21 protein-coding genes and 1 pseudogene are annotated in these 24386 nt (G+C 56.9%); 14 read left to right on the top strand and 8 right to left on the bottom strand.

All coding sequences use genetic code 11. The annotated features are described in order from the left end of the window. Positions 1 to 85 precede the first annotated feature (85 nt). Together EDC90_RS18345 and EDC90_RS18340 are read right to left on the bottom strand one after the other, a co-directional pair. Complete coding sequence (locus EDC90_RS18345) at positions 86 to 367, bottom strand: transposase (RefSeq protein WP_132313999.1); 282 nt, start codon at positions 365 to 367, stop codon at positions 86 to 88. A 78-nt stretch (positions 368 to 445) separates the two neighbouring features. Continuing rightward, a pseudogene (locus tag EDC90_RS18340) lies at positions 446 to 2560 on the bottom strand (hypothetical protein); the annotation flags it as partial. 27 nt (positions 2561 to 2587) lie between these two features. Here EDC90_RS18340 and EDC90_RS18335 point away from each other — a divergent pair. The 3 genes from EDC90_RS18335 to EDC90_RS18325 are packed head-to-tail and all read left to right on the top strand — an operon-like array spanning position 2588 to position 7390. After that, positions 2588 to 5773 (top strand): hypothetical protein, encoded by a 3186-nt coding sequence (locus EDC90_RS18335; protein WP_132313998.1) that lies wholly within the window; start codon positions 2588 to 2590, stop codon positions 5771 to 5773. Between the two features lies 1 nt (position 5774). Then, positions 5775 to 6224 (top strand): hypothetical protein, encoded by a 450-nt coding sequence (locus tag EDC90_RS18330; RefSeq protein ID WP_132313997.1) that lies wholly within the window; start codon positions 5775 to 5777, stop codon positions 6222 to 6224. Further along, positions 6221 to 7390 carry a hypothetical protein gene (locus EDC90_RS18325; RefSeq protein WP_132313996.1) on the top strand — a complete coding sequence of 390 codons (1170 nt, stop codon included), beginning with the start codon at positions 6221 to 6223 and terminating at the stop codon, positions 7388 to 7390. The genes EDC90_RS18330 and EDC90_RS18325 overlap by 4 nt, the downstream gene beginning before the upstream one ends. Before the next feature lie 658 nt (positions 7391 to 8048). Here EDC90_RS18325 and EDC90_RS18320 read toward each other — a convergent pair. Further along, positions 8049 to 9194, bottom strand: coding sequence for an ABC transporter ATP-binding protein (locus EDC90_RS18320; protein ID WP_132313995.1), 1146 nt, complete (start codon positions 9192 to 9194; stop codon positions 8049 to 8051). A gap of 133 nt (positions 9195 to 9327) precedes the next feature. Continuing rightward, a complete protein-coding gene (locus tag EDC90_RS18315) occupies positions 9328 to 10569 on the bottom strand; it encodes an ROK family transcriptional regulator (RefSeq protein ID WP_132313994.1) in 1242 nt (413 codons plus the stop codon). 232 nt (positions 10570 to 10801) lie between these two features. Here EDC90_RS18315 and EDC90_RS18310 point away from each other — a divergent pair, with 232 nt between their 5' ends. The 9 genes from EDC90_RS18310 to EDC90_RS18270 all read left to right on the top strand — a co-directional run bounded on the left by EDC90_RS18310 (position 10802) and on the right by EDC90_RS18270 (position 20406). Continuing rightward, entirely contained in the window at positions 10802 to 12022 is a 1221-nt protein-coding gene (locus tag EDC90_RS18310) for an ROK family protein (protein ID WP_132313993.1), read from the top strand. A 51-nt stretch (positions 12023 to 12073) separates the two neighbouring features. Then, positions 12074 to 13318 (top strand): ABC transporter substrate-binding protein, encoded by a 1245-nt coding sequence (locus EDC90_RS18305; protein WP_132313992.1) that lies wholly within the window; start codon positions 12074 to 12076, stop codon positions 13316 to 13318. Then, positions 13315 to 14313 carry a carbohydrate ABC transporter permease gene (locus tag EDC90_RS18300; RefSeq protein ID WP_245511127.1) on the top strand — a complete coding sequence of 333 codons (999 nt, stop codon included), beginning with the start codon at positions 13315 to 13317 and terminating at the stop codon, positions 14311 to 14313. Before EDC90_RS18305 ends, EDC90_RS18300 begins: the two co-directional genes overlap by 4 nt. Beyond that, on the top strand, positions 14310 to 15125 hold the full coding sequence (locus EDC90_RS18295) for a carbohydrate ABC transporter permease (protein ID WP_045681596.1): 816 nt from the start codon (positions 14310 to 14312) through the stop codon (positions 15123 to 15125). Before EDC90_RS18300 ends, EDC90_RS18295 begins: the two co-directional genes overlap by 4 nt. A gap of 27 nt (positions 15126 to 15152) precedes the next feature. Beyond that, positions 15153 to 17627 (top strand): hypothetical protein, encoded by a 2475-nt coding sequence (locus EDC90_RS18290; RefSeq protein WP_132313991.1) that lies wholly within the window; start codon positions 15153 to 15155, stop codon positions 17625 to 17627. 62 nt (positions 17628 to 17689) lie between these two features. Then, positions 17690 to 18493 (top strand): 6-phosphogluconolactonase, encoded by an 804-nt coding sequence (locus EDC90_RS18285; RefSeq protein WP_106312710.1) that lies wholly within the window; start codon positions 17690 to 17692, stop codon positions 18491 to 18493. Between the two features lie 28 nt (positions 18494 to 18521). After that, complete coding sequence (locus EDC90_RS18280) at positions 18522 to 18944, top strand: glycoside hydrolase family 88 protein (RefSeq protein ID WP_132313990.1); 423 nt, start codon at positions 18522 to 18524, stop codon at positions 18942 to 18944. Next, positions 18848 to 19267, top strand: a complete 420-nt coding sequence (locus EDC90_RS18275; protein ID WP_132313989.1) for an NmrA family NAD(P)-binding protein — start codon at positions 18848 to 18850, stop codon at positions 19265 to 19267. The genes EDC90_RS18280 and EDC90_RS18275 overlap by 97 nt, the downstream gene beginning before the upstream one ends. Before the next feature lie 638 nt (positions 19268 to 19905). Then, on the top strand, positions 19906 to 20406 hold the full coding sequence (locus tag EDC90_RS18270; protein ID WP_132313988.1) for a ferritin-like domain-containing protein: 501 nt from the start codon (positions 19906 to 19908) through the stop codon (positions 20404 to 20406). A 122-nt stretch (positions 20407 to 20528) separates the two neighbouring features. Here EDC90_RS18270 and EDC90_RS18265 read toward each other — a convergent pair whose 3' ends face one another. The 4 genes from EDC90_RS18265 to EDC90_RS18250 form a co-directional block, all read right to left on the bottom strand. Continuing rightward, positions 20529 to 21083 (bottom strand): hypothetical protein, encoded by a 555-nt coding sequence (locus EDC90_RS18265; RefSeq protein WP_132313987.1) that lies wholly within the window; start codon positions 21081 to 21083, stop codon positions 20529 to 20531. A 243-nt stretch (positions 21084 to 21326) separates the two neighbouring features. After that, a complete protein-coding gene (locus EDC90_RS18260) occupies positions 21327 to 21518 on the bottom strand; it encodes a hypothetical protein (protein ID WP_132313986.1) in 192 nt (63 codons plus the stop codon). Between the two features lie 158 nt (positions 21519 to 21676). Next, the gene (locus EDC90_RS18255; protein ID WP_132313985.1) at positions 21677 to 21889 is read right to left on the bottom strand and encodes a hypothetical protein; all 213 of its coding nucleotides are present in this window, start codon (positions 21887 to 21889) and stop codon (positions 21677 to 21679) included. Positions 21890 to 21974: 85 nt separating this feature from the next. After that, positions 21975 to 22373: a DUF4168 domain-containing protein gene (locus EDC90_RS18250; protein ID WP_132313984.1), complete on the bottom strand. Its 399-nt coding sequence runs from the start codon at positions 22371 to 22373 to the stop codon at positions 21975 to 21977. A gap of 178 nt (positions 22374 to 22551) precedes the next feature. On the opposite strand from EDC90_RS18250, the gene EDC90_RS18245 reads away from it, so the two are divergent. Together EDC90_RS18245 and EDC90_RS18240 are read left to right on the top strand one after the other, a co-directional pair. Next, positions 22552 to 23067 carry an RNA polymerase sigma factor gene (locus EDC90_RS18245; protein ID WP_132313983.1) on the top strand — a complete coding sequence of 172 codons (516 nt, stop codon included), beginning with the start codon at positions 22552 to 22554 and terminating at the stop codon, positions 23065 to 23067. Then, complete coding sequence (locus tag EDC90_RS18240; protein WP_132313982.1) at positions 23064 to 23915, top strand: anti-sigma factor family protein; 852 nt, start codon at positions 23064 to 23066, stop codon at positions 23913 to 23915. Before EDC90_RS18245 ends, EDC90_RS18240 begins: the two co-directional genes overlap by 4 nt. Positions 23916 to 24386 lie beyond the last annotated feature (471 nt).

Below are 24386 nucleotides of genomic sequence, written 5' to 3'. Positions count from 1 at the left end.
TCGTCATCTCGATCTCCTAATTGATAAGATGAACCAGAAATCCTCCCTTATTCAAATCCTCAAATCTGTCCCACCGGCGCTGACGTCAGACAGCCGGGTCATCATTATCTGCAGGTGGTTCGACAACCATTGCTGCAAACACCACCTCGTTTTCCGGCGCGGGCAGGACAAGCTTGCCCGTCCGCGCCATCGTCCGCCACGCAGAAAGGTGATTTGCTCTCAGCCCGTGGCGCTCTGCCACTTCATTGACCGTAACGCCGGGCTGCAGACTTTCCGAAACAATCCGAGCCTTGACCTCATCGGGCCATCGATGCTGCCGCCCACGACCAGTCTTGCCATTCGTGAGAAACTCCAACGTAGTCTCCATGGAGAAACTCCCTATTGCTATCCATAGAGTGCCAATCTCAGATCACGCCAATCGAAACAACGTGGCTACAGAACACCGCTTACGGATCACCGTGCGCCAGGCTTCGTAGAACGTCGTGGAGCCGTATGCCGCCTGCTTGCTGGTCGCCTTCACCGTTTTGACGAACAGGGTACCGGGATCGTCTACCGGTCCGAGCAGCACCCCGCGGTGACGATCGATATAGGCCTCGAGGTATTTGTAGAGATCGAGCAGGTCCGGCAGGATCAGGCGGAATGGCTTTTGCCCGAAAAATGACGAGCCGGAATTCTTGAAGGCAACGGATGGGATGAGCACTTCCCATCCGCTATCGCGGTCGCTCCAGCGCAACTCGCCGCATTTCATATCTTCCAGCCGTCGCTCCAACGTTGGGAAATGGCCGCGCGGGCAGACCCGCAATTGGCGAAGATTCTTTTGCCGAAGCCCCAGATGCAGACCGAGACGAAGCAGCAGGAACGACCGCACCGCCTCCGCCGCCGCGCGCGGATAGCGGTCTTCGTCCGGCATGCGTCTCAAAATCTCGTCGGTGATCTTGCGATATTCCGACAGTGGACTGTCCGCCTCAAGAACGACCATGATCGGTTCGAAGGGATCACGATGCACCCGCATCACCCGCTGGATTTCCTTGGAGCGGTAGCCGGCATGTCGGTGGAATGCATCGCAGGCGCCATGCTAGTCCCGAGCGGCAAACGCGATCTCCTCCGGCGCAATCAAGCCTTCGATCGGGCGAACGTTCTGCAAGAGTTCGGGATGCTGCCGGATCCAAGCCACCTCCGAGCGAGTGAGGGATTGCGCGACCATCAGCATGTCTTCTTCCCATTTGGTGTAGAAGCCACGGCGCTGCTCCCGCCATTGCAGATACCAATCCCAGACGCCGGGGAAGATCAGCAGACCGAATGTCAGCTGGCTGAGCGGAACGCCACGGCCTTTGACGTTGCCGGAAGGGGAGGCGGCTAGCGCCCCGAACATCAGGCCGAGATGTTCGATCTTCTGCGAGGCTGTTTCCTCGCCCCAGACCCCATTGCGTTGCAGCCCGATCGCCGTCAGCGTCGACGTCTTGAAACGGATGAGATCGGCCATCTCTATTGCCAGCCGCGGCGGTGCGTCGACGACACCGGATAGCAAGTCGGGATCCTCAAAAGATTCCGCAGCCGTATTGTGAATGCTCTCCGCCAGGGAATGCTCCCGGGGAGAAAGCGATCCGCCTCCATAGGTGACGCCTGGGAAGCGAATGGCATAACGCTGCTTGCTGGCCTTGGCCTGAAAGCGCCGATAGTCGGTTGTTCCCGAGATGATGACCCGGCGGACCCAGTCAACGATCTCCTCCCGCTTGCTGAAGGGAAGACTGCTGAAGTCATCGGGAAGGTGCACCGCAATTCGCCTTCGCTCGGCCGGGCTGATATCGCCAAGATCGTGACCAAGGAGCGAGCGGTTCTGGTGTGGCAGCTTCGCCTTGAAATATCCTTCCGGCAATCGGTACCGCTTTTCGATGCGGGAGAGAATTCGGAAACTGGCGACCGATCTCGGCACGCTTTTGCCCTGGATCCAGGATAGCATCGTCTTGTGGTCGAATGTCTCATCGAGCCGAACGACGGCGCGATAGAGCTGCCAGTAGCTCTCGCCGAACCGACGCATGTGATAGGCAAGCGCCGCCTGAAAACTATCGGGATCATGGGCCACATCGAACAACGCTTCCGGAAATTCCTGGATCGGTTTGGGTTTGGGGCCTTTTGAAACCCGCGTGGAATCCGGTTGTGCTAGGCTAGCCCCAGTTCGCCGAGGCTTTCGGGTGGAAGAGCCATTAACTTTTGAGGCATCGCGAGCGGCACTCCCTTGTCGAGCCCTAGGCTTTGGCACCTGGCCGTCCTCGGACAGGGCAGGGGCGCCGAGCCACCGAGTGATTGCATCCAATGCAATGCGGAACTGCTTCTTCAAGTCAGCGGAAATCTCATCCTCAATCCCACAGTCATCGATGACTGCAGTCCAGTCGATGCGCGCGTTCAGCAAGGGTGGTGACTTTCGATAGGTGACAAGGCTGGTGAGATAGGGTTTGATCTTTTCCAGAGTTCGCCTAGACGCGAGCGGCGCTATGCGTAGTTCGCAGAATTTAGAGATTTTTCGCTGAAAATGACATGATGAAAATTCTTGTTTTGGCATGCTCTTCTTCCGTTGCACTCGGCACCAATGCCGAAAGGAATCGGAGATAGAAATTGCTGTTTAACAAATGATGCACTCAGCAAAGCGAATGCTGACAACGGTGAAGTTCATCTCGTCACTTCGGCAAGATCTGCAAATGGTATTTTGCAAATGAAACAAGGTTGTATTCGTGCAGCCTGCCGATTAACAAAATTTTGGTCCTGCAAATCCGCGTGGAATGAAAATGATAGTGAGGAGTTGGTAGTGGTTGAGACCGACTTGTTTCGAGGGCCATCCCGTAAGCCCACAATAAGTGAGATAGCGAATGCTCGGGTGCGAGGTCTATTGAGAGGCCTACTGTCGAAAGATTTGAATACCAGTACCCTGCAAACGCTAAACCGGCTTCGTAAAAGCGCCAATCCTAGAGATTGGCAGAGGGTTAGTGAAATACTGTTGCTGAACCCTCTCTTCGCACATTTGCCGTTCCCTGCTCCTTTCCCCCCAAAGCCAGTGTTCCCATCTCAAAACTTCATTCTTGAGACGCAGCCCCTCACGAACGAGCTAATTCATCAATCTACGCGCCTATATATCAATGAAGAGGCGATTGGAGATCAGGCGCGAAGTTTCATCAAACTAAATCAGTTGCTGTCGCTTGAGCTGTATGAGGAGGCCATTGTCGCGCTTTTGAAGGCAGAGGCCAATTACGGCTACTCGTTGTTTCTTCTGAGCAAAGCTGCATATATTTATTCGAACAAATCCTTAAGCGATGACGTTCTCAAGCCCGTGAAAGGTCTGCTCGATCGCTACGGGCTTTCTGGACGTAACGTTATATCGCTGGGTTTGGTCGATATGATGGACAACTCCTACGAGTTGCTCCCACTTCGACGCAATCTTCTTGAGTTTGCGGCATCGCGAAAAACAGATGAAATCACGCGCGAGATTGTAAGATGGCAGGTCGCTCCCGTGAGCACGTCATCAGCAGAAATATCAGCGCGTCTAAACGCACTGGGCTCATACTCGTTGTTCGACGCCTTCGTGTTCATCGGTGTTCACCATTTCAATCTCGATATCTTCTCGGATTTGCCTTCTATACCGAACCTGTCAGGTCTGTTCCCAGATCGCCTAAGGAAGGTATGGGATGCCCTATCTGGGGCACAGGTTCCGCTTGCGACAGAGGGCTACAAAGGGCCAGATCCAGAGTTCGATGATCAAGATATTTATAGAAGGTCGATAGCATGGATCGAAAACAAAGATGTCTCTCGATTCAGGGCGGTTGCTGATCATCTTTACACCAACGCAACCTCGCGCCCCATCAAGTCCGCCGTAGTTGAAGATCTGTGCCGTACGTACTTCTCCACGTTGAATTCAATAGACGAACTTGCTGCCGATCGCCAAGAATTCGCCATAGATTTGACGAGATATAACAATGAAGGCGCAGGAGTGTTTGTGCGCACCTTGGCGCTAATTCATCTTGTCACTTCATCGTCGTATTCATCACATGCGATATCTACTGACGTACTGATGAGGATCATGGATCGAACGCGCGACGTGGCCGGTCTACTCAACGCTTCTGAGATTCAAGAACAGTTCGATAGCGGAAATGACAGCCTGATGCATAAATACATCGTTTCTGCTCTTCTATCAGAATCTCTGAATACCTCTGGGGAGAAGCATAAGCTTAGGCGGGTGTTTCAAGATCTTGTCATCAAAGAATACGGTGGTGATATTATCAAGTTAGCCGAATTTTTTCAGCACGGTTTTCCAAATTTGGTAGGTCATCTGGTGTTCATATGCACCGAGGACTTTTTGGTGCAGCTTTACTTTCTCATTTCCGAAGCGTCAGAGGTTTTCGAGCGGCGTGCGGAGCTTCTGGAGTGGTACGGCGAGAACTTCAACGAGCCGACAATGGTGGAGCGCGCTCGAACAATCCGCCTTGATCAGAGGCTTCAGAAAGTCCGTGGCCAAATTGATGACACTCGCCTTTACGTCGATCCTGTCCGGTTCGGCCAGTGGTTTGATGACAATCACCTTGATGAGATCAGCAGCCTCTTGCGGGGTAATGTTATTGACGTCGCCCAGATCGAGGGTCTTAAAGATTTTGGCGACTTCACAACTCAGCGACAACCGCACGTTCGTTTAGCCGTGGTGCTACAGTCCGCCTTTCAAGAGTTTTGTAGCAATAAACGTTATGGCATAAATTCCTATCTAGGGAGGCGAATTAGACATGGCACGCTAAGCGGTTTCATGTGCAACGCCGTTGAAGAAACAATAAAAGAAGAGCGTTTCCGCCGCATTCGTGAGAACCCGCATGCAATGGACGCGCTGCAAAGCTGGGTTGAATCTTATCGGTTCCAGGTGGAAACATGGGCAAATGATATTCTGCACATTCAAGACAAACAGCATGCGCGCGGAGCGATCCGTTCGAACATCTTGGACCTCGATAAAATCGAGGTAGCCAAGTCTGCAATGAGAGTTGTGCAGGAGCAGTATCACAAGCACGGAGTATTTTCCGTGGCGGCTCAAGTTGTGTATGAATATTGCTGGCGCCTACTGGAAACGGACTTATCGAAAATTAGACCCATGATCGAGCGGGCTCACTTATCGTGGGGGTCCATCGATCAGGCCAGGTTTCTCGAAGCGTGTCCCGAAGAGCTCGGAACGTTGGGCATTGGGCTATGTCGCGCTATCAACGCCAAAACGAATGACGTCTTTCGGACAGTCTCAGGTTGGTTCACCAAGCCCGTGAATCTTTCTCCATCGGCTCCAATTTCAATCTTAATAGAAGCCGTTCTTGAAGAGGTGAAGGGGCACTTCGGTGATTTCAAGCCGAAGATTATATCGCTGGGCATCCCTGACATCGAACTGGTTGGGGCATTTTACCACCACATGTACGACTTTCTGTACGCAGTTATACACAATGCAGCCCGTCATGGTGCGCGTGACGGTACAATTGAAACTGATCTTCGTCTTACGCATCTCGATGCGGCGTATCAGAAATTGTATGTAGGTATCACGTCTACAATTAACGATTCTGATAGTATCGACAAAGTTATCTCGATAATCGAGAGCCGGATTGCGGAAGTCAGCGAAGATGCAATGGTGGTTGAGGGCAACTCAGGCATAAAGAAAATTGTGCGTCTCCCAATAGACGTGGAAGAAGTTCTGTCTACGGATTTCAGCGCGAGCGGAAACAAAATTACAGTGTCAATCGAGATGAGATTAGCGAGGATGTAGAATGAAAGCATTGCTCGTTGAAGATGATGAATTCAAAGCGGCAAGCGTGCGCGGTGTTGTCAAAAACATGCGCCCGAATTCCCAATTTATAAATGCTAACACAGTTCATTCCGCAGTCTCCTCTCTTCAGAGCGGAGAATTTGACCTGATAATGCTGGATATGGCGTTGCCGAGCCACCAACTGCGACCCGGCTCTGGACCAACGTCTTCATTGCTCTCCGGGGGGCTAGAAGTCATAATGGAACTTTCTTACCTAAAGAGATTTGATCCAGTTATAATTTTGACCCAATTTCCCGAGCTAGAAGTTGAGGGCGACCTAGTTGCTCTTAAAAAAGCCAAAGAAGTGCTTCGGACGCATTACAACGCCAATGTAATTGCGGTAATTCACTATCGCCACGAGCAGCAAGAATGGCAAGATTCTTTAATCCAGGAAATGAATAAAATCCTATGAAAGTTTTGATTATCGAAGATAGAGATCCAAAATTCCAGGCTGTATCAGAGCAGGTGGTTGAGTGTTTTGCCGACATAGCGGTGGTGATAGAGCGGGCGGAGACTCTGCAAGAAGCGACAAAGCGCCTCTATGAGGCTCGGTTTGATCTCATCATCGCTGATTTGATGCTTCCGATCAGGGAGAAGACGGGTGATCCGATTGATATTTCCGATGACGTCGTAGGCGTCATTGAATCAAGTGACAAGAACCGTGGCAGCAATGTTGTTGCACTGACGGGATTTGACGACCTGTACGATGAGAAGCGCGAGCTTTTTAATGACGCCGGCATACTGATTGTGAAGTATGGCGAGGGGAAAGAGGAGTGGCGGCGTAGCTTGGCAGCTGTCCTAGGCCGCCTAAAGGAGCAGGAGTCGTTCGACTTTGTAGTGCTTTGCGCCCTCGAGAAAGAGCGCGGGGGGTTTCGGCAAACTTCTGCGGCGCTAGGTGCGATGAAAAATGTCCGAGGTATAGATTGCCAAGTTGCACACATCGGTGGCCTGAGAGGTGCGATCGTCAGGTTACCGAGAATGGGTCTCGTTGAAGCATCGATTTCCACCACGCGGGTTCTTGAGCGATTCAAACCCAGGGTCGTCGCGATGTCGGGAATATGCGCAGGCGTCGTCGGAAACTCAAAGATTGGTACGGTAGTAGTGGCGGACATTTGCTGGGAATATCAGGTCGGCAAATGGGCGAACGATGACTTCAAGATGGAACATTATGACTTGCCATTGGATGAGAACGTTAGAACCACAATCAATCAGTTCATCGAGCAAGATCCAAAAGGCAGGAAAATTAAAGAAGGGCTCATCGACGACGCGGTGATTTTCGAGGATATGGCGGTTGGTCCTATGGCTACGGGATCAGCTGTTATCGCCGATGAAGCAAAGCTCTCCGCGATCCATGGTCAGCATCGGAAAATGGTCGCTTTGGATATGGAGATGTATGGGGTCTACCGTGCAGCTTTTGCGTCCGCTCACTCACCAATTTACTTTGGCGCTAAGACGGTGGTTGACCTTGCGGATGGAAATAAGAACGACAAGTTCCATGACTTTGGCTGCGCGGCTTCGGCTCGCCTGGTGGTTGAGCTAATTCCACTACTGATTGCTGGACAATCCACGGGGGAGTAAAGGCGACATTACCTTCCGTCTCCGCAGCAATCAGTTGACTACAGCTGGGTGATTGGATCATGAGTGATTTGGGTCTCCGGGCTGGGAACCTTAAGTGAATCCGGTAACATCATATACGAATGTCTCGTATTTTCTGACACTTAGGCTCTTTTTAGCATTTACCTACGGTTCGATTCCGTTCAAGACCTCTGATGCTGACCGTCAACACGGGCTTTGTCGCGCCAATATCCGGGCGAAGGTTTGGACGGCAGCAAAGCGCCGCCTATAGCGACCCTAGAGGCCGCCGCTGCTACGCCTGAAAGCGGCCGTCGTTGGCAACCGGGCATTTACGGTCTTGCTGCCGCTGAAAAGCGGCATGACTCAAGCCAAGTTCATCGTTTGGCAAAGGTATTAAAGATGCCTTGAAAGATGGCGCTGCATGGTGAATTTGGTGATGTATCGCGACCAGGTCATTCCAGAGAATGATAAGGTTGATGCACGCCTGCTCGACCTCTTGGCCGGGCGCGGACAACAAATAGGATATGTCCCCTCAGGACCGGAACCAGATCGGCGGTTTTACCGCGAACGGCAGGAATATTACGCTAGGCTGGATTGTCCTGTCTCAAAGGCGCTGAGACCGAACAAACCGAGGGTGTCGTTGAAACTCGGGGCTATTCAGCTAGTGAACTGCGCTGTCCGCTGACGCCTCGGGTACACTCGTCTTCACGAATGAGGCGTTGAGGGACTTACCGTCAGAAATGCGGAAAAGATGAGCACGGTTCAGAGCGGGGCGTAGTCTCAGCTGATCGTTTTCCTTGAGTGCAACATGGTCCGCAAAGTGCAGGATTGTGGTTGCGGGGTTGCCGACGATCTTGCCGTAGACATATGTCTCTGTGCCGACGCTCTCGGCATATTCCACCTGAAATGCGATTGCTTGAGGATCGCCTTCCTCACCAAAGGCAAAATAGGTCGGGCGGACCCCGAGTTCCACTTCTACCCCATCCTCTGCAAGCGCTCGGTCGACCTCGAACGTCAGGTCCCCAAACCCGGGAATAAAGACCCGTGCTACGCCTTCTCTGCTGTCCTTGATGGTGCCCTGGTAAAAGTTCATGCGCGGTGAGCCTATGAAGCCTGCCACGAAACGGTTGACTGGATGCTCAAAGAGTTCAAGCGGTGCGCCGAATTGTTCGATACGACCGGCATTTACCACAGCAATGCGGTCAGCCATCGTCATCGCTTCAACCTGATCATGGGTGACATAGATCATGGTCGTTTGCAGCCGGCGATGGAGTTTGCCGATTTCCGCGCGCATCTGAACACGCAGGGCCGCGTCCAGATTGGACAGTGGTTCGTCAAACAGAAACACACTCGGTTCACGCACGATCGCACGCCCGATTGCGACACGCTGCCGCTGTCCACCGGAGAGCTCACGGGGCTTGCGCTGCAGATAAGGTTCCAGTTCGAGCATGCGAGCGGCTTCATCTATGCGTGTCTTGATCTCCGCCTTGGACTTGCGTGTATTCTCGAGGCCGAAAGAAAGATTCTGGGCCACCGTCATGTGCGGGTAGAGGGCATAGGACTGGAAGACCATAGCAATGCCTCGATCCGCAGGCGACGCCTTGCTTACTTCGGCGCCGCCGATCTCGATCGAGCCACTGGTGGTCCCCTCCAGTCCTGAGATGATGCGTAGCAAAGTCGATTTGCCGCAACCCGAAGGGCCGACAAAAACTACGAATTCTCCGTGCTTGACCTCAAGGTCGACGCCCTTGATGACCTCTACTTCGCCAAAACGCTTGACCACATTGCGCAGTGCCAGATCAGCCATGAGTTCTCCCCTTTTCAGCTAGGGAATATGTTCTCCCTCCCGAAGGAGCCAACAGCCATATTCCGCCATTAGCTTGGAGTGAGAGCGATATTTAGTCAAGTCACAGAACTAAAAAATCATTCTTCAAGCGGCTTCAGCCTTTGTTGCTGGCCTTTCTGTCGTGAAAATCTACCGATGGTTCGCGTCCTCCGGGCAAGCCCAGGCTCGCCGGCAATGACTGTAAGTTGAATAGACTGTCGTGCATGTGATTGAGGCCCAGCGCTACGGCGCCCATCATTGTTGCGCGAGCTCCCAGTGAGCTGACGCTCAGTTTGATTTTCCGATGTGTGAATTGCGGCAGGAAGCGTATGATTCTCTGTGACATTTCCGGCCTTCGGCCAATATTGCCTCCGATGACAATTTCAGCCGGATCGAAGAGCGCGAGTACGGACAGCACGGCAAGTGATGCGATCCGGGCGCTTTCTTCCACGGTCGCGACGGCTGCGCGCTCGCCGGCGGCGCAGCGATCAAATATCGCCTTCATCGAGACGTTCTCGCCGCCACCCATCATCCGGTAGCGGTGGATGATGGCCGGTGCGCCAATCGCCAACTCGAGGGCGCCGCGTTCTGGGCAAAGAGGGGAGGAGGGGTCGGAGCCGATCGGGAGGTAGGCGATTTCTCCTGCAGCTCCTGTCGCGCCGCGCCAGAGCTGTCCGTTGATCAGCATACCAATGCCGATGCCTGTGCCAATAGACAGAAAGGCGAGGGATTCCGCACCTTTGGCGTCACCGTTCCAGTACTCGCCGACTGCGGCGGCATTGATGTCGTTTTCCATCAGCAGCGGGCACTGGAAAGTTTCCTGCAGTTCCTTGAAGACGTCAAATCGGTCGAACTCAGGAACGGCATAGGCGTGGCTAATGGCGCCGGTGCCTGGATCCACAGAGCCAGGCATGGCAAGCGAGACAACATTCAAGGCCGAAGGGGCTATTCCTGTCTCGGCGAGCAATCGGCGTTTTACGGCTCCAAGTTGGGCAACCAGTTCGCGGCCTCCGCGAGGATCGCTTGGCAGGGTCAGTTCCCCCGCAATCTTTGAACTCAAAGTCACTAGGGCGGCGCGGATCGTGCTTGCGCCGGCATCTATTCCCAGGGCGTAGCCTGCCTCGTCCGCCACTTCGTAGATGACTGCGGGGCTGCCGACCTTTCCTGAGTCGATCCCTTTCATGCGCACGTAACCGCTTTCTTCCAGCGTGCGGATTACCTCCGAGGTTGTCTGCTTTGAAAAGCCTGTGGCCTTTGCAAGTTCTGCCCTGGAGGTTGGCCCCTGCTCGAGGAGAACCTTCATTACGGCGCGTGTCGATATCTGGCGCAGGATAGGTGGCGGTGCTTGTGTGGGCATCTCTTTCAGGGTCCTGTCCTGCTTTTGAAGATGTGGCTTTGCGCTTCTGGGTTGTGCTTTGATCGGCTTAAATCATAACAGTGGTTGGGCGCGTGGCAATCCTGTGCCCGTTCCTTGTGGCAGAGGTGCGTCTGGTAGGGCGATTTGCGTTTCGATTCGGATCGTCGCTTGACATAGTCCCAAGAAGCATCCAGTATTTAGTTCGTCAACTTTACGAAGTGAGAAGTGTGCTGTGCAAGAGAATTGTTCCGATCTCATCATTGTCGATGCTCTGCTGGCGCAGGCCGCCGAAGGCGGCGCGAAAGGTGGCCATTATCTGTTGCCAATGCTCGAGGAAAGCGGGTTTCTCGTCTGCCAGCAAAGCCAGGCGCAGCCGGTCTGGCGTCTGTCGTGCGATGCCGGCTGCGTGGTTGGCCTTGATCTCGGTGGTACTAAGCTCTATGGCGCGCTTGCCGATATGTCGGGTCGCATCTTGGCCGAGCGGTCCGAGCCGACCCGTCACGATGGTGAGGAAGCCACGCTTGAGCAGCTCACCTCACTGGTGCGTGATCTTCAAGAGGAAGCCGGTAAAGAGGCTGGCGGATTACGAGCGATCGGGCTTGGTGTACCGGGCTTTGTTTCGGTCGAAACCGGCAGTGTTACCCTGTCTCCCAACCTGTCACTTCCTTCCGACTTCCGCCTCGATTCGCGTTTGTCTTCACTTTTCGGCGGATGTCCGGTGCTGATGGACAACGATGTCAATTTTGCTGTGCTTGGTGAGTATTGGCGCGGCGAGGGGCGGCACCTTTTTTTCTCTGGTCAGGAGCGCAGCAGAGGCAACGGTTCTCTTGCTTTCCTGTCTCTGGGCACGGGGATTGGTCTTGGGTTGATGATGGAAGGACGTCGGGTGCGTGGCGCTTCCGGCGGCGCCGGAGAAATTGCCTACATGCCGGCTGGCACGGATCCGTTCAGGGCAGCCAGGACCACTTTCGGCGGAGCCTATGAAGATATCGTCGGGACGCCAGGCATTCGACGCAGATATGGCGAGGGTAACGTTAGCGTGCGCGAGATCTTCGATCGCGCTGTCGCCGGTGAGAGAAAGGCGGCAACCGTTATCGATGATACCGCCCGTCAGGTTGCGGTCGGTGCGGCGACCATAATTACCCTGCTCGATCCGCAGGCAATCGTTCTTGGCGGCGGTATCGGTTCACGAGCCGAATTCGCAAAACTGATCATGGAATATACCGCAGAGCTGACGCCGGTGCAGCCGAGGATCGCCATAAGTCGACTTGGTCAGCGGGCCGGTGTCACTGGCGCGATCATGGAGGCTTTGCTCGACATCAGGCGGGCGATGTTGCGGGCTGACACCTCTCCCAAAAGGGGGTGCGACATGGAAAACCGTGAATATGTCGGCTCCGGAAACAATGCGTCAGCCGCTCCTCCGGAAGTCGATAAGCGCGCTGAAGCCGGATAGGGGCATGCGACGTTCGCGACGTGAAAGAGCTTAACATCAAAAGGGAGTGAGATGATGAAACTAAAATATGCATTGACCACGGGAATTCTTGCGATCATGGCCGGTCAGGCCTCGGCGTCGGAGCTCGATGTCATGTGGTATCTGAGTTCGGATACGGAGGAGCAGGTTATCAAGGATGTGCTTGCCACCTATACGGAGGCGCATCCGGAGACCACGTTCAATCTTCAGATCGTGCCGTATGACGGCATCGACAATCGCTTCGCGCAGCTCGCCAGCGCCGGTTCGCTGCCGGATATCTCGAAGACGAGCTCGATGCGGCCCTTCATCCGGCCGTATCTGACCGATCTCGCCCCTACGCTCGGCGCTGATTTCCTCGACCAGTTCAATCAGGGGCTCGCCGCCGGCGCCAAGCTCGGCGACCAGATCATCGCCGCTCCGCTCGATCTGACAGCGATCGGCATGCTGCTGAACGTCGACGCCTTCAAAGAAGCCGGTATCGAAATCCCGCCGATCGACCAGCCCTGGACCTGGGACGAGTTCCTTGCCAACGCCAAGGAGGCTTCCGAGGCCGCCGGCATCCGCTATCCGCTGGTCTGGGACGTTTCGGCCAGCCGCTGGCTGACCTTCGAATTCCAGTACGGCAACCACCTCTTCTCCGAGGAAGAGCCCTACGAGGTCGTATTCGATCAGGACAAGGCGACGGCCACGCTCGACAAGTTCATAGAGATCGCCGACGGTTACATGCCGGCCGGCCTGTTCTCCGGTTCGAGCTCGGATAACCCGAAGAGCCTGTTCCTCAACAACCAGGCTGTTGCCTGGATGTCGGGCAGCTGGCAGGTGCCTAGCCTTGCTGCCGATGCCGACTTCACCTGGAGCGCCGGCCCGACGCCCTATGGCACGGTACAGTCCAGCATGGTTGGTGGCGACTATGTCGTCGGCTTCAACACCAGCGAACATGCCGATGAGGCAACCGCCTTCATCGAATGGCTGACCGCGACGGGAGAGGGCCAGAGCGCCTTCAACAAGCCGCTCTTCCTGATCCCCGCCAACCTCGACATTCCGGCGATCGACTACGGCGATGCCACGGTTTCCGAAGCCCTGCAGCGCTTCCAGGCCGAGCTGACGGAGAGCCCCGTCTATGCCGCGACCGATCAGGGTAACTCGGCCATGCAGTATGTCTGGGATCCGATCATCCAGTCGGTCAACCAGGTGGCCGCCGGCCAGATATCGTCTGCCGATGCGATCGCCAAGATCCGCAAGGCCGCCGAAGATGCGCTTGCCGCAGACGCCCAATGAGTATCAGCGGTAAAATGCAGCAGGAAGCGGTCACCCCTGCTGCCAAGACAGAAATGAGACCAGGCGGGGACAATTCCCCGCCTGGGACCACGGTGCGCTCGAGCCTCCGCAGCCGGCTGGCAAAGCAGATGTTTCCCTATCTACTGCTGCTGCCGACCGTCGGTCTTCTTGTTACCTTCTGCATCTACCCGCTGGCGCAGGGGCTGTTCATGTCCCTTTTCCGGCGCGGCATCGTCGTCACTGAACGGGTGCCGGCGACCTGGCCGAAATTCGTCGGCTTCGACAATTTCGTCGCGGTTTTCGAGGATCCGGAATTTCTCGGCGTCCTGGCGCGCACCGTCGGCTTCGTCGTTTTCGCCGTGCCGCTGGTGACGATCGTGTCGCTGCTGCTGGCGCTACTTTTGAAGAGGACCTTCTTCGGATCCGGCGCGGTGCGCGCAGTCGTGTTCTTCCCGGCGATGATCAGCCTGCTGATTACTGGCGTGGTGTGGAAATGGCTGTTCGGCTTCAATTCCGGGCTGATCAACTATGTGCTTTCTCTGGTGTCGATCGAGCCGGTTCCGTGGCTTCAGGATGCGTCGATGGCGCAGATCGCCGTCGTGCTCGTCTGGGTCTGGGCCAATGCCGGCTTCTACATGATGATCATCATCACCGGGCTGACGACGATCCCGGAAGAGCTTTACGAGGCGGCGCGTATCGATGCGGCGAGCCCGTGGCGGGCATTCTGGCGGATCACGCTGCCGCTTCTGAAGCCCACGCTGTCGCTGGTGATGATCCTTGCCTCGGTCGAGGCGTTCAAGGTCTACGAGCTTGTCGTGTCACTGACGGGTGGCGGACCTGGCCGTTCGACGGTCTACCTGATCCAGACCATCTACGAGACCGCGTTCCGCAAGCCGAACGCTGCCGGTATCGCCGCTGCGCAGTCCGCCATCCTGTTTGTCGCGCTGCTGCTGCTCACCATCGTGCAATTGCGCATGTCGAGGGAGAAGACATGAACCGTGCAAGATATCTGCGTGCGCCGCTCATTGTGCTCACGCTGGCGATGTTCCTGCTGCCGCCGCTCTGGCTGTTGGCCAGTTCGCTGAAATCGTCCAAGGCGATCTTCGCCTGGCCGCCGCAGCTTCTGCCGACGAGCCCGACGCTGGAGAACTTCCGCGCCGCGATCTCGCAGGACAATTTTGGCCTCTACTTCCAGAACTCACTATTCGTTGCGGTTGCCTCGGCGGCCCTGTCGGTGCTGATCAGCCTGATGGCGGGCTATGCGCTCGCCAAGTTCCGCTTCAAGGGTGAAACGGTGATCTTCCTGATCATCATGTCGGCGCTGATGATCCCGTTGCAGATCATCCTCATCCCGATCTTCATCATCCTCAAGGAACTGCATCTTCTGAACACGCTGTGGGGCCTCATCCTGGCGCCGGCGGCCACGCCGACGGGCGTGTTCATCATGCGTCAGTACATCCGCTCCATACCGGACAGCTTGCTCGAGGCGGCCCGCATCGACGGTACGCCGGAGTGGCGCATCTTCCTGCGCATCATCGTGCCGCTCAGCATTCCGGCGATCGCCGCCCTTGCCGCCTTCACCTTCGTCTGGCGCTGGAACGACTATCTCTGGCCCTATCTGCTGATCACCGATCAGTCGAAGTGGACGGTGCAGCTCGCGCTCGCCAACAATGTCGGGCAGTGGGATATCAACTGGCCGCGTCTTCTGGCAATGTCGGTGCTCTCGGTCATTCCGACGCTCGTGCTCTTCATCAGTCTTCAACGCTATTTCATGAGCGGCCTGCTCTCGGGCGCCACCAAGGAGTGAGCGCTCGCGGCCGCGCGGAGGAAAATCATGGCTCATCCGACATCCGGCCTTGCGAAAATCGTCAGGGCAGGGGAGGCGCTTGCCCATTGGGAACTCTCGCCCGTCATCATCGCAGGTTTTCCCGGCATGCCAGCGCCCTCGCATGATCCCGTCGGCTACCGGTTTCGCAACGGGGTCCCCGGGCTCAGGCCATTGCCGTGTCGTGCGGCTTTCCTGAATGAAATGGCCGGGCGCCCGATTGCGCCATGGACGGGCTGGCGGACGGAGCGGGTGCACGCGCCGGCCGAAGGCGGTCGTGTGCTGTTATCGGATTTTGCCTATACGCCGGAGCACAGGCGCGTCTGGTGCCGCTGCGTGCTCAAGGTCTCCGAGCCCGATCGCTATCGCTTCCGTCTTTCGACCTGCGGTGGGGTGCGAATCTGGCTGAACGGCGCCGAATGTGTCCGCTTCGAGCCTTTCGAACGCAATGTCGAACATTCCGAAGAAATCTCGATGATGCTCGGCGCTGGCGAAAACGAGATCCTGCTGCACGCCGAAGACCTGTTCGAACGGGATACCGACTGGTTCTTCGAAATGGTCAGCCTGGATGAGCGGCCGATCGAGAACCGGATCGTCGCCGATGCCGATCCCGATCTCGTCGCCGCGCTTGCAAGGCTTGCGGGCACCGGCCGACCGCTCCACGATGTCACCACCGGCAACGATGCCTTTGTGTTGCGTTTTGACGAGGCCGTCGCCGTCGATGTCCCGGTTACGATCAGGGTGCATTCGACCGGGCATGACCGACAGACCTTCCTGCTGGAGGACCGCGTGCTCAAGGCAGGCGAGACCGACCTTCACGTCGCCGATGCCGACAGGGTGCGCGACGGCTATCACCTCGTCGACATGACCTTCTCAGCCGGTGACGTCAGCGTCGAGCAGATGATCGGCGCCGCCTTTCTCAAGGTTGGGCGCGAGACTGATCTTGGCCCAACGCTGAAGGCGCGCAAGAAGGCGGCGCTCTCCCGGCTCTCGCACAATGGCGACCGGCTCGCCGGCAAGGCGCTTGCCATGCTCGAGAGCGGCGAGGTCGATCCGGTCTCGCTGTTCGACGTCCTCTCCTGGACGCTCGATCTGGTGGAAGCGCGTGAGGATTGCTCGGATTTCCACATGGTCGCGCTGCTGCTGATCTGGGACAGGCACCGCGACGCATTGCCAGAAGGCTTTGCCGGAAGGCTGCGGACTGCCATCCTAGGGTGGCGATACTGGGTGGATGAGCCAAGCAATGACGTGATGTGGTTCTGGAGCGAGAACCATACGCTCTGCTTCCATGTCTGCCAATTCATCGCCGGCCGGCTTTTCCCGGACGATCGCTTTGAGTGCTCCGGCCGCAGCGGCCGCGAACAGCAGGCACTCGGCGAGGAGCGCCTTGGTGCCTGGCTCGACTCCATCGAAGAGCACGGCTTTATCGAGTGGAACTCGGCGGCCTATTACCCGATCGATTTCATTGGTCTCTTCGCCATCTACATCTTTGCCGATGATCCGCTGCAAGCCCGCGCGAAGGGGCTGATCGACCGACTGTTCCGCATGTTCAGCCTGCACACGCTTGCCGGTGTTTCCGGCGGTTCGCAGGGACGTGCCTATGACAAGGAACTGCGGGCGGGGCCGCTGACTGAGCTTTCCTCCTTCGCCGCCGTTGCCTTCGGTGGCGGCTATCTCACTTCCGCTGTTCTGGCGCTTCCCTATTTCTGCGTCAGCGACTACGTGCCGCCGGCCGAATGCGCCGAATGGGCGAAGTGGGCCAATGCCGATGCGTTGCAGGCCCGTTATACGCAGGGCGTTGATCACAACGCCCATATCCAGCTGTTCCGCACCGATGCCGCAATGCTCTCGACCGTCGTCGACCATGAGACTGGCGAGCACGGACACCAGCAGCATGTTCTTGACGTGCTGCTTGCGGGCGATCCGATGGCGCGGCTCTGGGTGAACCATCCGGGCGAGGAAGATCCATGGGGCGAGCAGCGCCCCTCGTTCTGGTCAGGCAACGGCGTTTTGCCGCGGCTTGCCGAAGACGGTGGCGTGGCGCTGGCGATCTACGATCTGAAGGATGCCCGCGTGCGCTTCACTCATCTGTTCGCGCCGGAGGAACATTTCAACAGGCTGGAGGCGAGAGACGGTTGGCTCTTTGCCGAAAGTGGCAATGGATACGCCGCCGTCTGGGCGACCAACGGGCTTTCGCCGGTCAAAACCGGGCCGACGGGTGGTGTCGAGTGGCGCTCGGACGGCCGGGTCAACGGCTGGGTCGTCACTGTCGGCTCGAAATTGCGCGATGGCGATTTCGAAACCTTCGTCGCTCGCCACCTTGCCGCGGAGACCGTTTTCGATGCCGCTAGCCGCAGCCTTTCCGTCACCCTCGCCGGGCGGCAGTTCGCGCTTTCCTTCGACGGTCCGCTGACGGTGGACGGTGTGGAGCGCCCCTTCACGGCCTTCACAGTTGAGCCGCAGGTCAGCCTCGTCCCCGCCTGACCGACCGCCGACGGTCACTTTGAAACCATCCTCTCCCGCGCTTGTTACGGCAGAGGGACGAAATGCAGACAGGATTGACCATGACCGAGTGCCGCATTCTTCCAACGCCCGAAGCTATCGGCCGCCACGTGGCAGAGACCATTCTTGACGGCTTCGACGCGGCCCGGGCTGCCGGCAAGACCTATCTCCTCGGATGCCCGACTGGGCGCACGCCGCGACCGGTTTATGCCGCACTTGCCGATATGCTGTGGCAGGCACCACGCGATCTTTCCGGGCTCGTGCTGGTGATGATGGATGAATATGTACTGGCCGATACCGCCAGCGCGTTGCGGCTCGCGGCGCCCGAGGCGCACTATTCATGCCAGGGGTTCGCCGAGCGAGAGATCCGGCAGTTTCTGAACGCTGTCCTGCCGCCTGAAGATCACCTGCCCACCGAAAACGTGTGGTTTGCGGATATTGATGAGCCTGAGGCCTATGACCGGCGCATTGCCGAGGCAGGTGGGCTCGATTTCTTCATCCTCGCTTCCGGTGCCAGCGATGGCCATGTGGCCTTCAATCCGCCGGGTACGCCACGGCACTCGCTCACCCGCGTCCTCACGCTTGCCGAGGAAACCCGTATCGACAACATGTCGACCTTTCCGGGTTTTGCGGACATCTCCGAGGTCCCGACCCACGGCATTTCGGTCGGGCTGGAGACGATTGCGGGTGCACGCGATGCGGCGATGATCCTCACCGGCGCCGGCAAGCAACTTGCCTTCCAGCGGATGACCGGCACGCGGGGTTTTGACCCGGACTGGCCGGCAAGCATCGTCCATGATTGCGCGAAGAGCATGATCCTGGCCGATCTCGCCGCTGCCGGACACTGAAAGTCACGAACATACGGAGGAAACGACGATGATCGATCGTGCGCTGTTGACCGACTGGATCGGCCGCCTTGTTGGCGGGCTGACTGGCCTGAAGGATGAAGGTCATTTCGACGAGCCCTATCTCGATGGCACCAAGGGCGACTATGTCAGCTTCGACAACTGGGAATGGCCGCAGGGCGTCGGGCTTTATGGTCTCGCCCAACTCTGGCTGCAGACCGGCGACGACAAGGCCAAAGCCATTCTCGAGGCTTGGTACGCCAATCAGCTGGCCGCAGGCCTGCCATCGCAGAACGTTAACACCACAGCGCCGATGCTGGCACTTTCCCTGCTCTGGCGCAAAACGCGCGACGAGAAATGGGAAGCACCGAGGCGCGACTGGGCCGACCGGTCCGCGCTCTCGTCCGCAACCCCGATAGCCCCGCCGCTCTCCGTCTCACTGACCTCGGCGTGAAGCTTGTCCGTGACGAGTTCGCGGATACCATGTCCGTGAGGGCAGCCATGGAGGGTGTCCATAGAGTTTTCAGCGTGCAACCTAGTTCCGGAGCGGCCGGATCGGGCATCACGGACGCGCAAAAAGTTCTTTACGGCAAGGCGATCGTGGATCTTGCAGTGCAGGCTGGCGTGCATCACATCGTCTACAGCTCTGCCGACATCATCAGCGAGGGCCCGACCGGACTTGCCAATCCTTATACCAAGCTGGACATCGAAGACTGTGCCGCCGGTCAGATGTCGCCAGCACGATCCTGCGGCCTGCCACCTTCATGGAGCTGCTGACACTTCCGGGCATAGGGCTAAACGAGGGCAGGATCACATTCTTCCTGCACCCGAGCAGTCCATGCAGGTGAGCGCCAGCGAGGACATTGGCAAAATCGCGGCGGCGGTCCTGTGCCGGGGCGCTCGACGACGAGTTCGGCGCGCTCATGACGCTTAGGGGGTGGCTCGGAGGCCCCGGACAGCGCCGTCTCCAATCTGCGCTTCAGGCCAGCCAGCAAGATGTCGCGCTTAGGTAGTGACGCGCCGCGCCACCGCTTTGAGCCTGCGTGTCTGTTTCGGGGCTCGAACCGAACCTTCGCTGCGCAGCAATCGAGCGTCCGCTACGGGCCGGAAACGCCATGCGCCTCCTAAGCGCGAATGTCTGTTTCGCCAATTTCGGAGGCCAAAACCCGCCATTATCCTCCCGGCTCCCCTTTCCGTCCGCCCGCGACGCGCCCCCAAATCTGTCGTTTCGCACTCCGGATCAGCACCGCCGAACCGCCGTTGGCTCCAGGGCCTGCGAACGTAGTCAAGTTCATTAATTTGACGTTCGGTGCGGTGACTTGGGCGGGCAACAGCATACAGGCAAGCCGTATCAATCAGAGGAACATACCAATGCACTACTCGTTGGGTGACTAACGAACACAAAGGAGATCGAAATGGCCATGAGTTCGCTCAAAGACATTTACCTTGACCAATTGCAGGACATCTGGAGCGCAAACACCCAGTGCCTGCCCGTCGTGACCGAGCTAGGCCGCGCCGCCCAGGATGAGAATCTGTCCGAAGCTTTGATCGCCGGTGCCAACGGTATTGCCGACGGCATCGCTCAGATTGAAAAGCTCTGCAATGATCACGGCATTAAGCCGAACGCGGAGCATTGCAAGGGAATGGCAGGCCTTGTGAAAGAAGCGCGCGCCCATGGCTTGTCCGATGAGATCACAGACTCTGACGTGCGCGACGCCGCGATCATTCCACAATACCAGCGTATGGTACATTACGCGCTCGCGGGCTACGGAACGCTGACCGCCTTCGCCAACCGGCTAGGTCTGGACGGTGACGCAGCGATTTTGGAGAAATGTCTCGATCAGACTTACGACGGCGACCGGCGCATGACAGAGATCGCCACGAAGGGTGGGGTCAACATCGACGCTGCTTCCTGAATTTTGTCGGCAACCAGAGAATGGGGGATGCGGAAAATCGCACCCCCTTTATGGTGTCGTCGGCTGAGGGCTGTGCGCGGCACCAATGGCGGTTCTGCCACCCGCGGAAATTACGCCCTGAATCATTCGTGCGCAATACTTTCGGCCTTCAGTCCTTCGCTGAAATTGAACTTTGATACTGCGCCATTGATGGTGATCTGACAAAGTCCTGTGCAGTTCTCCGTAAGGTATTCCCGGTCGGTTTGGGCGAGTTGAGAAATGTCGATCTTGATTGAGTTCGTATTCATTTCGTCGCTATAAAGGGTCGCGGAGTCGCTGCCAACTGAGAGGTCACCGGATAATGATACTTTCGTTCCAACGATGGAACTCTTCGCAAGATTGAAATCAAGTGGCGCCATAGACCGATATTCAGAAGCGTCCGGAAGCAATCCTGAAACAGTGAGCGCAGCGTTTTCAACTGTCTCGTCCGGATGGCTGGAACACCTGACTGCAACGGCGCGCCTGAACTGTCCCCGCGTCTGGTCTTGCGAGACTGCCAGTGGTGATCTCTGGCTGGCGACGAATACGCCATCCACGATGCCCCGCGATACCGCAAATTTATAGCTCGAACTCGCCTCACCGGCATCTTGCCCGTAAACGTCATTCGCGAAGCTCGCGCATCTGTAATCCTCGGCCAAGCTCGCACCGGAAAACAAAAATCCGGTGACGGCAATCGCTGTGGAAACCCTGCTCAATGTATCATTCTCCGTTCGAACGGTGGAAGCTTGTGTTGGCGGTCCGGGACCTCTCCCTTCATCGGGAGGCAATGCCGAGCAGGATCACACAAGCCAAGCAAGGCTGCCGACAATCCCGATCCTCGCTTGTGCCAAAAGCTGCCCGACTTGAGCGAAAGACGATCAACCGGAAGCAACCCGTGAGGATCAGAACGAACTGCCGTCTGCCTCGGGATTCACGTTGACGGGTGCACTGCTGTCAAAGCCGGTATAGGAATAGGAGCTGTTTGCCGGATTCGTCTGGTTGCCGTTGCAGGCGGTCAATCCCAGAAATGCAAAACCGAAAATTAAACACATCGCAGTTTTATACATCGCATCATTGCCTTGTTTGATCCGCATCTCAAAAGGTTCAGATCACAACAGCCATTGGCCTTTGCATTCCATACACTGGATCGCCGTTTCCCAGCGATAACACGTGAACCAACCCGCTGAAGTCCATAGGTTATAGGACGAAACCGGAGGACACCGGTTCCGTCTCGGCTATTGTCAAGAATATTTCAGAACTGGCCTGAACCGGAACCCTGATCCGTACCGCCGCCTTGGCTCGGTGGCGTTGTACTCCCGCCGGGATCGGCCGGAGCCATGCCAGGTTCCGCCGGGGCCGACATGTCAGGGTCACTGCTTGCGTTGTCGCCCGCATTTTCGTCGCCGCATGCGGCAAGTCCCAAGAGCATCAGACCGGAAATGGCCAGGGTGAGCAATTTTCGCATTGTTCAGTTCTCCTTCGGCTTTGTTGCGGCCGCTGAGGATTTCACCTGTCACGGCCGGCTCGGATTTCGTCAGATGGGCTGGCCGTTACTGCTGCAACCGCTCCTGCCGCTGCAGAATTCTTTGGGCGAGCGCGGGATCGTTGCTGGCCGCCTGATAGATCCTGTTGTAAGTGCTGATATCAAGGTCATTGGCCTGCAGAGCCGCTACGAGTTCTTCCCGCTGGTCCTCCCGGAGCGTATCGACCTGGGCCTCGGTTTGCGCGCCGCTGATCCGAGGCTCCCACTTGACCATGATTTGCTGGATCTCAATCGACGCCTCTGCAAAGTTATCAATCACGTCCTGATCGATCGTGGGCGAGCCCTGCGCGCCGGAAGAAGGGGGCGGCACCTGGGTTTGCTGCGCGAAGACGGCCGTGGAAGACATCGAGAACGCGGCAACGGCGATCATGGATGCGGCGATTTTCCTCTGAATTGAGTAGGTCATGTCGTCCTTTCAATTTGCAACGTCGATACAGGCTGCATGCCGTCGCGGATTGAGTGATTTGCCTTCATGGCGACACAACAGACGGAAGCAGGCGATGATTGGTTCCATTCTTTTTTGGGAACTTTTTTCTGTCCGGACCCGTCAGTAGCTGTAGCGACTGAATGTCAGGAAAAATGATATGAGCGATGACCTGCGGTGGATGATCGAGAGGCAGATACCGCATCTGCGGCGATATGCTTTCGCATTAACCCGGGATCAGGACGAAGCCGACGAACTCGTCCAGGATACCCTGGAACGCGCCCTGAGGAAGTGGCGCCTGTGGGGCCACAAGGGACGTTTGCGATCCTGGCTGTTTCGGATTTTATACCGGACCTATATTGATCGCGTCCGAACGCAGAAATCCGGCTCAACGCCTTATGATCAGGAAGCGATCGACAGGGTCGCGGTTCAGTTGCCTGATCAGGAGGATCGGGTTGAATGCATCGGCATCGCAGAGGCACTCGATCGCCTCCCTGCCGAACAGCGCGTAATCATACTCCTCGTCGCTCTTGATGGAATGGCTTATGACGAGGTTGCCGAATTGTTGAATGTGCCTGTTGGCACCGTACGATCAAGGCTTTCCAGGGGGCGGGCCGCCCTCCGCGAAAACCGTTCCCGCTCCCCGAAACCAACCTTGCTGAGGCGCGTGAAATGAATTCCAGATCAGACAGGAGACAGGAACTCGATCTCTTGGCATACGCTGACGCGTTACTTGAAGACGACCCTGAACGGAAGGCCGCAGTCGAAACCTTCTTGGATTCCAATCCATCTGCGCGGGAATTCGTCGAGGAGGTGCGCCGGCAGAACGACCTTCTCCGGCAGGTCTGCCTCAACCATAAGGTGGAGCCGGTTCCCGCCCATCTGCGTGCAGCAGTCTGGAACAGGCAGGCCCGCACCGGCGCAAATCTTGCCCGGGCAGCCTCGCTGGCTGCCGCATTGGCTGGCGCTGGCCTACTCGGCTACTTCTATGATGAACTCCGGCCTCATAGAGCGTCGCTCCCCGCCTCATTCATGAATACCGTGACGTTATCGGAAAACTTCATTTCCCCGCATCCTGTTTCAACGGTTACGGGTCAGGCGGGCCAGCTTGAAAGTCGGCTCTGGCTCGCATTTCCTGCTCCTGATCTCTCATCTGAAGGGTACCGGCTCGTGTCACAAGTAGAACCAACCACGTCGCAGGACGGCGTCGTTCGTCTGACTTATCAAGGTGCGAACGGGAGGACTCTGAAGATCTTCATGCAGCCTTCGCAGGACATGGTCAGAAGCCGAACCGAAGTCCAAAAAAATGGCGACACGATAGCGCACTTCATGAGCGTTGGCCCCATGACTGTCGCCTTGACTACCGATGCTGAAGATTTGGATGCTGATCGTATCGTTAATACAGTGGAGACATCAATCAGAGAACTACGTTTTTCAAGCCCGGACTCAACCATAGCCGCCTCGGTTGACAACCCACTGGACTCCGCCTCTTCTGATTTCGTGGCGCCCACGATTGAAAACTAGGCGAGATATTCAATAGACACTTTTCCTCCGGCCCCGTTGCTGCCGGTCCGGAAAGCGCCTCCATTCCGGACGGTCGATTGACACTTTTGTTTCCCGTAAGCCGACATTGCCTATGGTCGCACAAATTAGTCAGCTATCTTCCTAATTATCAAACGGACAGCAGGTCAGCATGGGAGGAGCGAGTGCTTTCCGGCTGTATGGATCAAGGCTCCGGCCCTCCGACGGGGCGGTCGGGTTCATCTCGGCAAGAATACGCCTACAGCCGCCAGTCCGCAGCAGGCCCCGTTCAAGCCGATATCCGGATGCCTTTCGAAGGACGGGTTTCGGACTGCGGGCAAGCCAAGCTGAACAACCAGATGAAGGGGTGGGGAACGGATGCGGCACGACAATCAAGATGAGATTCCGCGACAATCTGGGTGAGACGTTGCGTCGTTCGTGTGTCGGAGGGAGGGCGTAGCCCGACTTGAGGCA

This window comes from Martelella mediterranea (assembly GCF_004342225.1).
Lineage (GTDB): Bacteria > Pseudomonadota > Alphaproteobacteria > Rhizobiales > Rhizobiaceae > Martelella > Martelella mediterranea_B.
Note: the sequence above shows the minus strand (reverse complement) of the source record. Positions and strands in the feature narration are given on the sequence as shown.

Bases quoted from the DNA above. Each gene is read 5' to 3' on its own strand.
- EDC90_RS18330 (WP_132313997.1), top strand. From the start codon at position 5,775: ATGAAAGCATTGCTCGTTGAAGATGATGAATTCAAAGCGGCAAGCGTG.
- EDC90_RS18260 (WP_132313986.1), bottom strand. From the start codon at position 21,518: ATGCGGATCAAACAAGGCAATGATGCGATGTATAAAACTGCGATGTGT.
- EDC90_RS18245 (WP_132313983.1), top strand. From the start codon at position 22,552: ATGAGCGATGACCTGCGGTGGATGATCGAGAGGCAGATACCGCATCTG.
- EDC90_RS18240 (WP_132313982.1), top strand. From the start codon at position 23,064: ATGAATTCCAGATCAGACAGGAGACAGGAACTCGATCTCTTGGCATAC.
- EDC90_RS18285 (WP_106312710.1), top strand. From the start codon at position 17,690: ATGCAGACAGGATTGACCATGACCGAGTGCCGCATTCTTCCAACGCCC.
- EDC90_RS18250 (WP_132313984.1), bottom strand. From the start codon at position 22,373: ATGACCTACTCAATTCAGAGGAAAATCGCCGCATCCATGATCGCCGTT.
- EDC90_RS18325 (WP_132313996.1), top strand. From the start codon at position 6,221: ATGAAAGTTTTGATTATCGAAGATAGAGATCCAAAATTCCAGGCTGTA.
- EDC90_RS18290 (WP_132313991.1), top strand. From the start codon at position 15,153: ATGGCTCATCCGACATCCGGCCTTGCGAAAATCGTCAGGGCAGGGGAG.
- EDC90_RS18295 (WP_045681596.1), top strand. From the start codon at position 14,310: ATGAACCGTGCAAGATATCTGCGTGCGCCGCTCATTGTGCTCACGCTG.
- EDC90_RS18255 (WP_132313985.1), bottom strand. From the start codon at position 21,889: ATGCGAAAATTGCTCACCCTGGCCATTTCCGGTCTGATGCTCTTGGGA.
- EDC90_RS18300 (WP_245511127.1), top strand. From the start codon at position 13,315: ATGAGTATCAGCGGTAAAATGCAGCAGGAAGCGGTCACCCCTGCTGCC.
- EDC90_RS18270 (WP_132313988.1), top strand. From the start codon at position 19,906: ATGGCCATGAGTTCGCTCAAAGACATTTACCTTGACCAATTGCAGGAC.
- EDC90_RS18335 (WP_132313998.1), top strand. From the start codon at position 2,588: ATGCCGAAAGGAATCGGAGATAGAAATTGCTGTTTAACAAATGATGCA.
- EDC90_RS18315 (WP_132313994.1), bottom strand. From the start codon at position 10,569: ATGCCCACACAAGCACCGCCACCTATCCTGCGCCAGATATCGACACGC.
- EDC90_RS18280 (WP_132313990.1), top strand. From the start codon at position 18,522: ATGATCGATCGTGCGCTGTTGACCGACTGGATCGGCCGCCTTGTTGGC.
- EDC90_RS18305 (WP_132313992.1), top strand. From the start codon at position 12,074: ATGATGAAACTAAAATATGCATTGACCACGGGAATTCTTGCGATCATG.
- EDC90_RS18320 (WP_132313995.1), bottom strand. From the start codon at position 9,194: ATGGCTGATCTGGCACTGCGCAATGTGGTCAAGCGTTTTGGCGAAGTA.
- EDC90_RS18345 (WP_132313999.1), bottom strand. From the start codon at position 367: ATGGAGACTACGTTGGAGTTTCTCACGAATGGCAAGACTGGTCGTGGG.
- EDC90_RS18275 (WP_132313989.1), top strand. From the start codon at position 18,848: ATGGGAAGCACCGAGGCGCGACTGGGCCGACCGGTCCGCGCTCTCGTC.